Raw genomic sequence first — 13,835 nt, 5'->3', positions numbered from 1 at the left:
CGCGTAGACCGCGAGACGGTTCAGGAAATAAGGTTTAAACAGCAATGCCCTTGCGGCATTGCAGTTGTGCGGTGCGCACGCGAGAGAAGGCACGCGCCAGGCGCAGGAGCATTTCGTCGATATTGCTTTTGCTCACCGTCAGCGCCGGCGTGAAGCGCAGGCAGTTGGTTTGCGGGGCATTGAGGATAAGGCCTTCGTGCAGCGCCGCTTTTACCACCGCATCGGCAGAATCATCCGACAACGTCAGCCCCCAGATCAGGCCGTGGCCGCGCAGTTGGCCGTGGTCGTAGCGGTACGCCAGACGGGCGAGGCCCTCGGCCAGGTAGAGGCCCGATTCACGCACATGCTCAAGAAAGCCGTGCTCCAGGACGCTATCGATCACCGCCAGCCCAGCCGACGCCATCAGCGCATTACCGTGGTGGGTACCTTCCAACTCGCCCACTTCAAAACAGCAGGCTTTGCCACGCGCCAGCAGCGCCGCCAGCGGCACGCCGCCGCCGAGGCCTTTGCCGAGGGTGATGATGTCGGCGCGTATGCCGTAGTGCTGTTCGGCAAGCAAGGTGCCGCAACGGCCAATGCCGGTTTGGACTTCGTCGAGGATCAGCAGGATGCCCAGTTCGCGGCACAGCCGTTCCACACCTTTGAGGTAGTGCTCGGTCGCCGGGATGACGCCGGCTTCGCCCTGGATCGGCTCGAGCAGGATGGCGACGGTTTGCGCATCGACTGCGGCGTGCAGGGCTGGCAGATCATTGAAGGGCACGTGGCTGAAGCCCGGCAATTGCGGTTCAAAACGATTTTGCGGGCCGCCCGCCGACGCAGACATCGCCGCAAAACTGCGGCCATGGCAACCGGCGCTGGCGCTGATGATGCGGTGGGCCCCGCCGCGATGCAGTTGGCCCCATTTGCGCGCTAGCTTGATCGCCGCTTCAACGGCTTCCGCGCCACTGTTGAGCAGGTAGGCCTGGTCGCTGCCGGTGCGGTGGCACAGGCGCTCGGCGAGGTTGAGTTGGGCACGGTTATGCAGGCCGCTGCCTGGGTTGATCAGCGCATGAGTCTGGTCGGTCAAGGCTTTGATCAACACCTGCGGGCTGTGGCCGAGGCTGTTGGCAGCGTTGCCCTGGCTGAAATCCAGGTAGGCACGGTCGTCGCTGTCCCATAACCAGGAACCCTGGCCGCGTACGAAGACTTGAGCGGGCCGCGCCACTGTGGTCATCAGCGAATCGCTCGATGCATCGTCGCGTGACTCATCCAGAATCAGGTCATCCAGGCTTGGCGCCGGGCGGCGCATATTGAACAGATTCACAGCTCACCTCCAATAGCAACCGGACCTTGGTCGGTGCGACAGGCCGATGCTGCCTTGAGGTTTTTTGCCTTACCTATGTAAACGCTATCAAGATAAACGCTGTTCATTGCCCGATCCGGCCCTGTAAGCCCTGCGAATAGGCGCTAGACTAGGCGTCTCGGGGGCCGTCGGCCATTTCGATTTTCCAGCTTTTTCGATAAGTAAACCTTATGGATTTCAAGCAACTGCGTTATTTCGTCGCGGTGTATGAGGAGGGCCACGTCGGCCGTGCTGCAGAGCGTCTATCGATCTCTCAACCCGCACTGTCACAGCAGATTCGCCAACTGGAGCAGAACCTGGACGTCAGCCTGTTCGAACGCAGCAGCAAACGCCTGCTGCCTACGCTGGCGGCTCATACGTTGTACAACCATGCCCTGCCACTGATCGATGGCATGCAGCAAGCCGTCGAAGCCCTGCGTAACTTCAAGGGCCAGGCCATGCGCACCTTGGCCATCGGCGTGCTGCAAACCGTACACACCAGTCTTGTTCCGCAAATGCTGGAGCGCGTGCGCAAGGCCCAGCCGCATTTAGTGGTGCAGATCTATGAATTGACGGGGCTTGAGATTGAACGGCGCTTGCTTAACGGCTCGCTGGATATCGGTATCAGCTACCTGCCACCACGTCAGCCAGGGCTGCATGGGGTGTTGCTGTACGAAGACGAGTTGAAGGTGGTAATCCCAGAAGACCATCCCCTGCGGGAATTCAAGAAAGTCTCGCTGAAACAAGCGGCGGAGTTGCCAATGTTGCTACTGGGCGAGGAGTTCCAAGTCAGGCAGATCTGGCAAGGACAGTTGTCCAACCTGGGGCGGCGCCCGCAAGTACAGGCGGAGCTCAATACCATGGTGGGGATTCTCGACAGCCTGCCCCACACCAAGCTGGCGACGGTGCTACCAGGGCGTTCCCAGGATGAGCACAACAGCAAGGCTCTGCTGTGGAAACCTTTGAGTGAACCGAGGGTGCCGCTGAAAGTAGGCCTGGTGTGTCGCGACGTACAGCGTCAGCAGGCGACGGTGGCGTTGCTGCGCACCTTGCTGGAAGACGTGATGAATGCCCCGCTGGCCAGCGCCTGACTTTTTCGCGGGCAAAAGAAAACCCCGCCGAAGCGGGGCTTTGCAGACTGTTTCCCTGACATCCATTTCACTCCGCCGTCCTGGCAGAATCCTACGTGTCCGTGTTGTTGCTTTGCGCTTCCTGCGCGACGTCCATGTGAAGTAGATTATCCGTGGATCCAATTTGGCGATAGAGGACGAATAGCAGCACGTCATGTAAGAGAATGCTTACACGCCCTCCCCACCTTCAAAACAGTGCTTCATCCAGCAAGAACAGCGATTCGCTGCCGGCTTTTACCGACGCACTCAGCGAGTGAATACGTGGCAACAGGCGCGCAAAGTAGAAGCGTGCGGTGCCCAACTTGCTGGCGTAGAAGTCTTCTTCGGCCTCTTTGCCCAACGCCGCCTTGGCCATACGTGCCCACATGTAGGCGTAGGCCATGTATCCGAATGCATGCAGATACTCCACCGAAGCCGCGCCGATTTCATTCGGGTTGGTCTTGGCGCGGTCCAGCACCCAGGCAGTCAGTTCATCCAGGTTATCCACCGCCGCACCCAGCGGTTTGGTGAACTCGGCCAGTTCAGCACCAGACGCTGCAATGAAACTACGGATCTCATCGGCAAACAGCGTGTAGAACGCACCGCCACTGCCAACAATCTTGCGCCCCATCAGGTCCAGCGCCTGGATGCCGTTGGTGCCTTCGTAGATCTGGGTGATGCGCACGTCACGCACCAGTTGTTCCTGGCCCCACTCGCGAATGTAACCGTGGCCGCCGAACACTTGCTGGCCAAGCACAGTGGTTTCCAGGCCCAAGTCGCTCAAGAACGCCTTGGCCACCGGCGTCAGCAGCGCCACCAGGTTATCCGCACGCTCACGGGCGGCGGCATCGTCGCTGAACTTGGCGATATCCAGTTGAGTGGCCACGTAAGTGGAGAACGCACGACCGCCTTCGTTGGCCGCTTTCATGGTCAGCAGCATACGGCGCACGTCCGGGTGCACGATGATCGGGTCGGCGACTTTGTCCTTCGCCTGGGCACCCAACGGGGAGCGGCTTTGCAGACGGTCACGCGCATATTCAATAGCATTCTGGTAAGAGCGCTCACCCGATGCCAGACCCTGGATACCCACGCCCAGACGCTCGTAGTTCATCATGGTGAACATCGCCGCCAGGCCACGGTTGGGCTCGCCAACCAGGTAGCCCACGGCCCCGTCGAAGTTCATCACACAGGTCGCGGACGCCTGGATACCCATCTTGTGTTCGATGGAGCCACAGCTCACCAGGTTGCGCGCGCCCAGGCTGCCGTCGGCATTGACCATGAACTTGGGCACCAGGAACAGCGAAATACCCTTGGGACCCGCCGGTGCATCCGGCAGCTTGGCCAGCACCAGGTGGATGATGTTTTCGGTAAGGTCGTGTTCACCGCCGGTGATAAAGATCTTGGTGCCGCTGATCGTGTAGGAGCCGTCCGCCTGAGGCTCGGCTTTGGTCCGAATAATCCCCAGGTCAGTCCCGGCATGCGCCTCGGTCAGGCACATGGAGCCGGCCCACTCACCGGAATACATCTTCGGCAAGTACGTGGCCTTGAGTTCTTCACTGGCGTGCGTGTTGATCGACACGCACGCGCCGGATGTCAGCATCGGGTACAGCCCAAAGGCCAGACTCGAGGAGTTGATCATCTCCTCGACCTGGGCCGAGACCGCCTTGGGCATGCCCATGCCGCCAAATACCGGATCACCGCCTACACCCACCCAGCCACCCTCGGCGTAGGTTTTATAGGCCTGTGGATAACCCTCCGGGGTAAACACGGCAGTATCTTCCCAGCGGCAGCCCTGTTCATCGCCAGCGCGACTGATCGGGGCGATGGACTTGGCGGTGACCTTGCCGGCTTCTTCGAGGATGGCCTCTACGGTTTCGGCGTCAACGGTGTCTGCCAATGCCGGCAATTGGGCCCAAGTCGTGGCGACCTCAAACACTTCATTGAGGACGAAGCGCATATCACGCAGCGGCGCTTTGTAATCAGCCATGGCAAACCTCGTGAGAACGTGAAAAGTAATTCGATAAGGGTCGGTTTTACAGGCTCCGAGTGTACCCGAACAACTTTTCAGACACATAGGGTCCACTTGTGACTGATTGGTATTTTTAGGTCATTACAGGGCAAATGCCTCCGCAGGCAGACTCATCAGGCATTCGCTGCCCGCTTCCACCGCAGCCCGGTGCGTAGCAGTACGTGGCAGCAAGCGCTTGAAGTAGAAGTCGCAGGTGGCCAGCTTGGCCTTGGCGAAATCAGCATCCTGATGCCCCAAGGCGGCGATTGCCATGCGCAGCCACAGGTAGGCGAGCACCACATAACCGCTGTACATCAAGTAATCCACAGCCGCGGCGCCCACTTCATCGGGGTTCTTCATCGCTGCCATGCCGACTTTGGTGGTCAACTCGCCCCACTCCTGGTTCAGTTGATTGAGCTGCGCCACATAGGCCTTGAGCTGTGCGTGCTCGGCATTCGCGGCACAGAACTTATGCACAATCTTGGTAAAACCCCGCAACAACTTGCCCTGGCTGCCCAGGACCTTACGCCCCAGCAGATCGAGGGCCTGGATGCCGTTGGTGCCTTCATAGATCGGCGCGATGCGGGCATCGCGCGCCAGTTGCTCCATGCCCCATTCACGAATGTAACCGTGGCCGCCGAAGATCTGCATGCCGTGGTTGGTCACCTCAAGGCCCGTGTCGGTCATGAAGGCTTTGCAGATGGGCGTGAGGAACGCCAGCAGGTCTTCGGCGTCCTGGCGTTGGGTGGCATCGCCGCTCAAATGCGCCGTGTCGAGCAACTGCGCAGTGAAGTAAGTCAGTGCGCGGTTGCCCTCGTTGAAGGCCTTCATGGTCAGCAGCATACGCCGCACGTCGGGGTGCACGATGATCGGGTCAGCCGCTTTGTCCGGGGCTTTGGCGCCGGTCAGCGAGCGCATCTGCAGGCGATCGTTGGCGTATTTGATCGCGCCCTGGAAGCTCGCCTCGCCATTGCATAGGCCCTGCATGCCCGTGCCCAGGCGCGCGTGGTTCATCATGGTGAACATGCAGTTGAGGCCTTTGTTCGCCTCACCAATGAGAAAGCCCTTGGCGCCGTCAAAATTCAGCACGCAGGTCGCGGAGGCCTTGATGCCCATCTTGTGTTCGATGGAACCGCAATGCACCGCATTGCGCTCGCCTGAATCGGCGTGGAACTTGGGCACGATAAACAGCGAAATGCCCTTGGTGCCCGCCGGCGCATCCGGCAGCTTTGCCAGCACCAGGTGGACGATATTGGCGCTCATGTCATGCTCGCCGGCCGAGATGAAGATCTTGCTGCCAGTAATCGCATAACTGCCGTCCGCCTGGGGCACGGCACGGGTCTTGATCAGGCCCAGGTCGGTGCCGCAATGGGCCTCGGTGAGGCACATGGTGCCGGTCCACTCGCCAGCGGTGAGTTTGCTCAGGAACGTGTCTTTTTGCTCAGCGGTGCCGTGGGCGTGGATCGCCGACATGGCGCCGTGGGTAAGCCCTGGATACATGCCCCAAGAAGTGTTGCTGGAGCCGATCATCTCGCTGAGTACCAGGCCCAGTGATTGTGGCAAGCCCTGGCCACCATAGGCCGGGTCGGCCGCCACGCCGTGCCAGCCACCTTCCACGTACTGGGCGAAGGCTTCCTTGAAGCCCTTGGGTGTGGTCACCACGCCATTGTCGAAGTGACAGCCTTCTTCATCACCGCTGCGGTTGAGCGGTGCGAGCACGTTTTCGCAGAATTTGGCGCCTTCTTCGAGGATCGCACTGACCATGTCCGGGCTGGCGTCGGTCGCGCCCAGCGCAGCGTAATGGCCGTGAAAATCAAACACGTTGTCGATCAGAAAGCGCATGTCGCGCAGGGGAGCTTTGTAGTCAGGCATGGCAATGTCTCCGGCAGCAGATGGTTTCAACCTACTGCCGGGCACGCCGGTGGACAATCACTGTAGCGCTGCTGAATACAGCGCCATTACTCAGCCAGCAGCACTCTCCGTACGCACCGCACCACGCCGGGTTTGTCCCGCCGCAATCACGCAGTTACGTCCTGCGCCCTTGGCGGCGTACAGCGCCTGGTCGGCGGACTTGAGCACTTCTTCGGGGGTTCGCTGCTCAGCTTGGCGCTCGGCCGCGCCGATGCTGACGGTCACCGAGACACTCGACGCGCCGCTGCCCGCGCGGCGCTGACGCCCCTGATGATCGTCCTGGGGGCGGTCCGGGTTACGTAGCTTGATGTCGTAATTGGCGATGATCTCGCGGATTTCCTCCAGGTGCGGCATGCATTCATCCAGGCTCTTGCCGGCAAACACCACCGCAAACTCTTCGCCGCCGTAGCGGTAGGCGCGCCCGCCGCCGTTGACCTTGGACAGCTTGCTTGCCACCAGGCGCAGCACTTGGTCGCCGACGTCGTGGCCATGGGTGTCGTTGAAACGCTTGAAGTGGTCCACGTCGGTCATGGCCAGCACGTAGTTGCGCCCCAACCGCTGCATGCGCTCGTTCAGCGCACGTCGCCCGGGCAAGCCAGTCAGTTCGTCACGGAAGGCCATTTGATACGCCTCGTGGGCCACGCCGGCCGCGATCATCAGCATCACCTGGCTGCACATGATGTTGAGGGTAAACGGCAGGATGAAGGTTTGCGGCAGCATCCAGAACATTCCCAGCAACCCCACCAGCTGTGCCGCGTGCAGTGGGCGTGGCTGGTACCAATACTGCGCCGCCAGGGTCAGGAAGCCGATCAGGAACATCGGGTACGACAACTGGATCAGGCTCATCCAACTGCCATGCAGCGCCGGCCAGCGGATCTCTGCCAACCAATTCAGCAACGCCTGGGGATAACTTTGCTCCAGGGCCAGTGCCACGCTTCCTACCGCAAACAACACCGCGCAACGTGCGACGAAGTCACGGAACAGATGGGTCTTTTCCTGCCACATCCCGTAGATGCTAAATAGCAGCGGCAGCAGCAAGCAGCACAGGTGGAACACTACCGCCGCGTCTTCGCGCACTCGGCCGTTGTCGCGGTAATAGTCGGTTTGCGTGTCGAGCAGGAAATAGGCGATGTACACAGTGATCATCAGGAACAGTTCGCGCTGACGGCGGTACACCGCGCAGTACGAGCCGCCGAGCAACAGCACCAGGGTCGGCAACACATTGAACAGTGAGGTGAAGAAGACGTTGAGATCCTTGACGTACGCAGCCGAGAGCCCGGCCAGCAAGAGCAGCAACGAAGGGAGAAAATGGCTGAAGCGTAAAGCGGACACGCGTGACAAGGGTAAAACTCCGACCCGCAAAAAATGATGGCACTGTGCCTTGATGTCGACAGTTAAGCACAACCCGTCGCACATGTATCACATTGCCACCACTGTAACGGCAGCCGGTGGTAATCCCTGAGTGCTGCGCTGTGGTTTTTTATCAGGCACAAAAAAGCCGCCGCTTCTGGCTAGAAGCGGCGGCTCTGGAAGTGAACCCGGTAAGGCTTAGTAAGCCAGGCCGAAGTCTTCTTCTTTCATGTCCATCAGGTTGTTGGCGCCCGACAGCATGGTAGCCACGTGAGTACGGGTACGTGGCAGGATGCGCTGGAAGTAGAAGCGCGCGGTTTGCAGCTTGGCGGTGTAGAACGCTTCTTCAGTGGTACCGGCAGCCAGTTTTTCGGCAGCCAGGCGGGCCATGTCAGCCCAGAAGTAAGCCAGGCACGCGTAGCCGGAGTACATCAGGTAGTCCACCGAAGCGGCACCGACTTCTTCGCGGTCTTTCATCGCAGCCATACCGACCTTCATGGTCAACTCGCCCCACTCTTTATTCAGTGCAGCCAGCGGTGCAACGAACTCTTTGACGGCTTCGTTGCCTTCGTTGGCCTGGCAGAACTTGTGCACGATCTTGGTGAAGCCCTTCAGTGCTTCGCCTTGGGTCATCAACACTTTACGGCCCAGCAGGTCCAGGGCCTGGATGCCGGTGGTGCCTTCGTACAGCATCGAAATGCGGCTGTCGCGAACGTTCTGCTCCATGCCCCACTCGGCGATGAAGCCGTGGCCGCCGTAGATTTGTACGCCGTGGTTGGCGGACTCAAAACCGACTTCGGTCATGAACGCCTTCGCGATCGGGGTCATGAACGCCAGCAGGCCATCGGCTTGCTTCTTGGCTTCGTCGTCGGTGCCGTACTTGACGATGTCCACTTGCTTGGCGGTGAAGTACACCATCGCACGGTTGCCTTCGGCGAAGGCTTTCATGGTCAGCAGCATGCGGCGCACGTCAGGGTGCACGATGATCGGGTCAGCGGCCTTGTCCGGGGCTTTCGGGCCGGTCAGGGAGCGCATCTGCAGGCGATCGCGAGCGTATTTTAGGCCGCCCTGGAAGCCGATCTCGGCGTGGGACAGGCCTTGCAGCGCGGTGCCCAGGCGAGCGGTGTTCATAAAGGTGAACATGCAGTTCAGGCCTTTGTTCGCCGGGCCGATCAAGAAGCCGGTGGCCGCGTCGAAGTTCATCACGCAGGTGGCGTTGCCGTGGATACCCATCTTGTGTTCGAGGGATCCACAGGTCACCGCGTTGCGCTCACCCACCGAACCGTCGGCGTTGGGCAGGAACTTGGGCACGATAAACAGCGAGATGCCTTTGGTGCCAGCCGGTGCATCCGGCAGGCGGGCCAGTACGATGTGGACGATGTTGTCGGCCATGTCGTGTTCACCGGCCGAGATGAAGATCTTGGTGCCGGAGACTTTGTAGGAACCGTCTGCCTGAGGCTCGGCCTTGGTGCGCAACATGCCCAGGTCGGTGCCGCAGTGTGGCTCGGTCAGGCACATGGTGCCGGTCCATTCGCCCGACACCAGTTTGGTCAGGTAGGCCTCTTGCTGCTCAGGGGTGCCGTGCTCGGAGATGGTGTTCATCGCGCCGTGGGAAAGGCCTGGGTACATGCCCCACGACCAGTTGGCGGCGCCAACCATTTCGCTGACCGCCAGGCCCAGGGATTCCGGCAGGCCTTGGCCACCGTGCTCCACGTCGTGGGCCAGGCTTGGCCAGCCGCCTTCGACGAATTGTTTGTAGGCTTCTTTGAAACCAGTAGGGGTCTTAACGCCTGACTCACTCCAGGTGCACCCTTCGATGTCACCCACGCGGTTCAACGGGGCCAGCACTTGCTCACAGAACTTGGCGCCTTCTTCGAGAATGGCGTCAACCATGTCCGGGGTAGCGTCCTGGCAAGCCGGCAGGCTCTGATAGTGCGCTTCATAGCCAAGCAGTTCGTCACGAACGAAGCGAATATCACGCAAGGGGGCCTTGTAGTCAGGCATAGCGATAAACCTCTGCTGATGTATCTGGAATGAACAACCGCGTGGATTTGTTATGGCGGTCAAACAGGTGTTTGAAACATACGTTTACGACCTGGGGATGTCAAGCGTCGCTCGGCTGCCGTTTGTCATGACACGAGTTAATGGCGCGCACGACAAGGCTTGCGGCGCGATGCCACACATGACTTTAGGAGAGGTAAGGTTTTTTTGTAGGAGCGAGCTTGCTCGCAGAGGACGCTAACGGTAACGGGTTTATCTGGACGCACGCGGTGCCTGGAGGCTTTTCGCGAGCAAGCTCGCTCCTACAGGGACCGCGTCAGAGGATCAGGCGTAGGTGTCGATCAACGTACCCAGCATTTCATCCGAAGCCTTGGCGACTTTCGCGCCCAGCTCGACTTGAAACTTGCCTTCGGCCATTTCGACCATATTGCTCGCCGAGTTGGACGGTTGGGCACGGTCATTGGCGCGAAGACGGTCAACCTGTGCATCCGAGGGCTGGGTCGTCGCGGCGCTGGCGATTTTGCCGGCGGCCTGGTCGACACGGTTCTGCCCGGTCTGAATGGTGCTCAGGCCCGAATAAAACGCGCTGCTTCCAGAGATGTCCATGGCGTAAGCCTGCCTTTAGAGAATCGTGAACAGTGATTGAAGCAGAGAATCCGGCAAAACGCCCGTCAAAAACACTAATGGCATAATGCCTTAGCGATAGCCAAAATCAGTCAAGCCGCTTCAGTCCAGCAAGTCCAGCTGCAAGTACTCCGCTACTGCTTCGGCCCCTGCATGCTTGAGTTTCGGCACCCGGCCCAGGCACGGCGCGGGCAGCCGCTCGGCCAGGGTGGCGAGGTTTTCTTCCAGACGGGAGGTCTTGGGGTCGATGATATTCGCCACCCAGCCCGCCAGTTGCAGCCCGTCTCGTGCAATGGCTTCGGCAGTCAGCAACGCATGGCTGATGCACCCCAGGCGCACGCCCACCACCAGGATCACCGGCAGTTTGAGCGCCATGGCCAAGTCCGACAGGTTGGCCTGATCGGCCAATGGCACGCGCCAGCCGCCGGCGCCTTCGATCAAGGTGAAATCCGCTTGCTTCGCCAAAACCTGTTGCATGGGCTTGAGCAACGATTGCACCGTCAGCGAAACACCCGCCTCCCGCGCCGCCAGGTGCGGGGCAATGGCTGGCTCGAACGCCACCGGGTTGACCTCGGCATAACTTAACGGCAACGAACATTCGGCCAGCAGCGCCAGCGCGTCGGCATTTCGCAGGCCCTTGGGCGTTACCTGGCAGCCGGAAGCGACCGGCTTGCCAGCCGCCGTACTTTTGCCGGCTTGTCGTGCGGCGTGCAGCAGGCCGGCGGCGACGGTGGTCTTGCCAACATCGGTGTCGGTGCCAGTGATGAAATAAGCGACGCTCATAGCGGTTTCTCCAGTACGGCGTACACCACTTGGTACGTGGCGGGCAGGCCCTGGGCCTGACGGAACTGCTCGTAAGCGTCCACCAGTGCAACAATCCGCGCGCGCCCCGTCAACCCTCCCGGCCGACCGGGGTTGAGGTTGTGTGCACCCAACGCCTTCAACTCATGTGTCAGGCTGCGCACATCCGGGTAATGCAATACATGGGGACGCCGCTCCAGGCTCGCCACCCGCAGGCCGCTGGCCGCGCACAATCGTTGATACGCTTCAAACGTGCGGAAGCGATTCACATGTACCAAGCCGTCGGCTGCACGCCAGCTTTCGCGCAATTCATCCAGCGTACCCACGCACAGGCTGGCGAACGCCAGCACGCCGCCGGGTTGCAATACCCGGTAGGCCTCACTAAGCACCGCCTCGAAATTGGCGCACCACTGCACTGCCAGGCTGGAAAAAATCAGCCCGCAGCTTTCATCCTGCAATGGCAAACGCTCGGCATCACCCGCGATGAAATGCTGCGCACCGCCCAAAGGCCTGGCGTGATTAAGCATGCCTTCGGCGATGTCCAGTGCCACACCTTGGCTGGCCGGCAACAGTCCGCCCAGCGCACGGCTGAAATACCCGGTGCCACAGCCCATATCCAGCCAGCGCCGAGGCGCGATGGCGGCCGGCAAGCGAGCCAACAATTCGCTGCCCACTGCCCGTTGCAACTCGGCGACGCTGTCATAGCTGGCGGCCGCGCGGGAAAACGATGCCGCCACTTGGCGCTTGTCCGGCAGGCTGCCAGGCAGTGGAGGGTGGGAGAGATCAGTCATCAACGCACTCATGCAAAAAAGCCTGGATGGCCCCCGCCACACCGTGAGGGTCTTCCAGAAGAAAAGCGTGGCCGGCCTGTTCAATCAGGCCGATTTCAACATCGGGCAGCAGTGTCAGCAGGTGGCCTGCGGCTTCGGCGGGCACCAGTTCGTCCATGCCAGCAAACAGATGCAATTGCGGGCCGCGATAGGCCAGCAAGGCTTCGCGGGTGTCCAGTTGTGCAAGCAACTCAAGACCGCTCATCAACACGCTGGACGACGCATTTGGCGCACCACTGACCAACAAGCGCGCCAGCCCACGCGGGTCATCGGCGCCCTTGGCACACAACAGCCCGAAACGTTTGAGGGTGACCTGGGAGTCGGCATGGCAACCGGCAAGGAACGCATCGAAGGTCTGCGCAGGCATCGCGCTCGGCCAGCCGTCATGGGCGACAAAACACGGGTTGCTGGCCAAGGTCAGCAGGCCGCAGCAGCGCTCGCCGCGCCGAGCCGCCAGCTCGGACGCTAGCATGCCACCCAGCGACCAGCCGCCCAGCCAGGCGTTATCCGGCAGTGTGGCGTCGAGCTCGTCCAGCCATTCATCCAGGTCACTGGAGTTCACCTCCGGCAACGGCTCGATTTGCACGCGCAAGTGCTCATCCAGGCCCTGCAATGCGGCAGCCAAAGGCTCCATCGGCGATACGCCAAGGCCCCAGCCGGGCAGCAATATCAGTCGATCACGCATGGTTGGGCTCCGTGGCGCCTAACAAGCGGAAACACTCTTCCAATGCGTTTAACAATAGCTGCACCTGCGCCTCGGTGTGAGCCGCGGTCAATGTCACGCGCAAACGGGCGCTGCCAGCCGGTACAGTCGGCGGGCGAATCGCGGTCACCATCAGGCCGCGCTCGCGCAACATGTGCGATAAACGCACCGCCTTGGCGCTGTCGCCGATCAGGATCGGTTGGATCGGCGTGAAACTGTCCATCAAGTCCAGGCCAAGCTGTTCAGCCCCCAGGCGGAACTGGCGGATCAGGCCATTCAGGTGTTCGCGACGCCAATGCTCCGTGCGCAAAAGCTCAAGGCTTTTCAACGTGGCGCAGGCCAGCGCCGGGGGTTGGCTGGTGGTGTAGATATACGGCCGGGCGAACTGGATCAGGCTTTCGATCAGCTCCTCGCTACCCGCCACAAACGCACCAGCGGTGCCGAAGGCTTTGCCGAGGGTGCCCACCAACACCGGCACATCTTCCTGGCTCAAGCCGAAATGCTCGACGATCCCTCCACCATTGGCGCCCAACGGACCAAAGCCGTGAGCGTCATCCACCATCAGCCAGGCACCTTTGGCGCGTGCTTCACGGGCCAACGCAGGCAGGTCCGCCAAGTCGCCGTCCATGCTGAACACGCCATCGGTAACCACCAGCGTATTGCCGGTGGCCTTCTCCAGGCGCTTGGCGAGGCTGTCGGCATCGTTATGCAGATAGCGATTGAAACGCGCGCCGGAGAGCAAGCCGGCATCCAGCAACGACGCATGGTTAAGACGATCTTCCAGCACCGTATCGCCCTGCCCCACCAGCGCGGTGACCGCCCCGAGGTTGGCCATGTAGCCGGTGGTGAACAACAGCGCGCGTGGACGGCCGGTCAGATCGGCCAAGGCCTCTTCCAACTCATGGTGCGGCGTGGCATGCCCGACCACCAAGTGCGAAGCGCCGCCGCCTACCCCCCAACGGGCGGCGCCGGCGCGCCAGGCTTCGATCACTTGCGGGTGATTGGCAAGGCCCAGGTAGTCGTTGTTGCAGAACGCTAGCAGGGGCTGGCCGTCTACCACCACTTGCGGGCCTTGGGGGCTTTCCAGTAGAGGGCGTTGGCGATAAAGGTGTTCGGCACGGCGGGCAGCGAGGCGCGCGGCGAGATCGAAAGACATGCAGGCCTCGGTAGATCCAAA

Annotated in this window: 11 protein-coding genes; 1 reads left to right on the top strand and 10 read right to left on the bottom strand. The window is 61.0% G+C overall.

What is annotated here, in order from left to right:
* Positions 1–34: 34 nt before the first annotated feature.
* Positions 35–1,303, bottom strand: a complete 1,269-nt coding sequence (locus HF257_RS28095) for an aspartate aminotransferase family protein (RefSeq protein WP_185709259.1) — start codon at positions 1,301–1,303, stop codon at positions 35–37.
* A 209-nt stretch (positions 1,304–1,512) separates the two neighbouring features.
* On the opposite strand from HF257_RS28095, the gene HF257_RS28090 reads away from it, so the two are divergent.
* Complete coding sequence (locus HF257_RS28090; RefSeq protein ID WP_185709258.1) at positions 1,513–2,412, top strand: LysR family transcriptional regulator; 900 nt, start codon at positions 1,513–1,515, stop codon at positions 2,410–2,412.
* Positions 2,413–2,638: 226 nt separating this feature from the next.
* Here the strand turns inward: HF257_RS28090 and HF257_RS28085 are convergent, their stop codons facing one another.
* The 9 genes from HF257_RS28085 to bioF form a co-directional block, all read right to left on the bottom strand.
* On the bottom strand, positions 2,639–4,417 hold the full coding sequence (locus HF257_RS28085) for an acyl-CoA dehydrogenase C-terminal domain-containing protein (RefSeq protein WP_185709257.1): 1,779 nt from the start codon (positions 4,415–4,417) through the stop codon (positions 2,639–2,641).
* Positions 4,418–4,540: 123 nt separating this feature from the next.
* Entirely contained in the window at positions 4,541–6,310 is a 1,770-nt protein-coding gene (locus HF257_RS28080; protein ID WP_185709256.1) for an acyl-CoA dehydrogenase C-terminal domain-containing protein, read from the bottom strand.
* A 90-nt stretch (positions 6,311–6,400) separates the two neighbouring features.
* Positions 6,401–7,690 (bottom strand): GGDEF domain-containing protein, encoded by a 1,290-nt coding sequence (locus HF257_RS28075; RefSeq protein ID WP_185709255.1) that lies wholly within the window; start codon positions 7,688–7,690, stop codon positions 6,401–6,403.
* Between the two features lie 207 nt (positions 7,691–7,897).
* Complete coding sequence (locus HF257_RS28070; protein WP_185709254.1) at positions 7,898–9,703, bottom strand: phenylacyl-CoA dehydrogenase; 1,806 nt, start codon at positions 9,701–9,703, stop codon at positions 7,898–7,900.
* Between the two features lie 321 nt (positions 9,704–10,024).
* On the bottom strand, positions 10,025–10,306 hold the full coding sequence (locus HF257_RS28065; RefSeq protein WP_185709253.1) for a pyrroloquinoline quinone biosynthesis protein PqqE: 282 nt from the start codon (positions 10,304–10,306) through the stop codon (positions 10,025–10,027).
* Positions 10,307–10,426: 120 nt separating this feature from the next.
* The gene (gene bioD, locus HF257_RS28060; protein ID WP_185709252.1) at positions 10,427–11,107 is read right to left on the bottom strand and encodes a dethiobiotin synthase; all 681 of its coding nucleotides are present in this window, start codon (positions 11,105–11,107) and stop codon (positions 10,427–10,429) included.
* Positions 11,104–11,916, bottom strand: coding sequence for a malonyl-ACP O-methyltransferase BioC (bioC, locus tag HF257_RS28055; protein WP_185709251.1), 813 nt, complete (start codon positions 11,914–11,916; stop codon positions 11,104–11,106). The genes bioD and bioC overlap by 4 nt, the downstream gene beginning before the upstream one ends.
* The gene (locus HF257_RS28050) at positions 11,909–12,640 is read right to left on the bottom strand and encodes an alpha/beta fold hydrolase (protein ID WP_185709250.1); all 732 of its coding nucleotides are present in this window, start codon (positions 12,638–12,640) and stop codon (positions 11,909–11,911) included. Before HF257_RS28050 ends, bioC begins: the two co-directional genes overlap by 8 nt.
* Positions 12,633–13,814, bottom strand: a complete 1,182-nt coding sequence (gene bioF, locus HF257_RS28045; protein ID WP_185709249.1) for an 8-amino-7-oxononanoate synthase — start codon at positions 13,812–13,814, stop codon at positions 12,633–12,635. Before bioF ends, HF257_RS28050 begins: the two co-directional genes overlap by 8 nt.
* Positions 13,815–13,835: the final 21 nt, after the last annotated feature.

The sequence above is a fragment of the Pseudomonas cremoris genome (genome assembly GCF_014230465.1).
The sequence above is the reverse complement of the archived record's forward strand: the minus strand, read 5'-3'. Positions and strand labels throughout refer to the sequence as shown.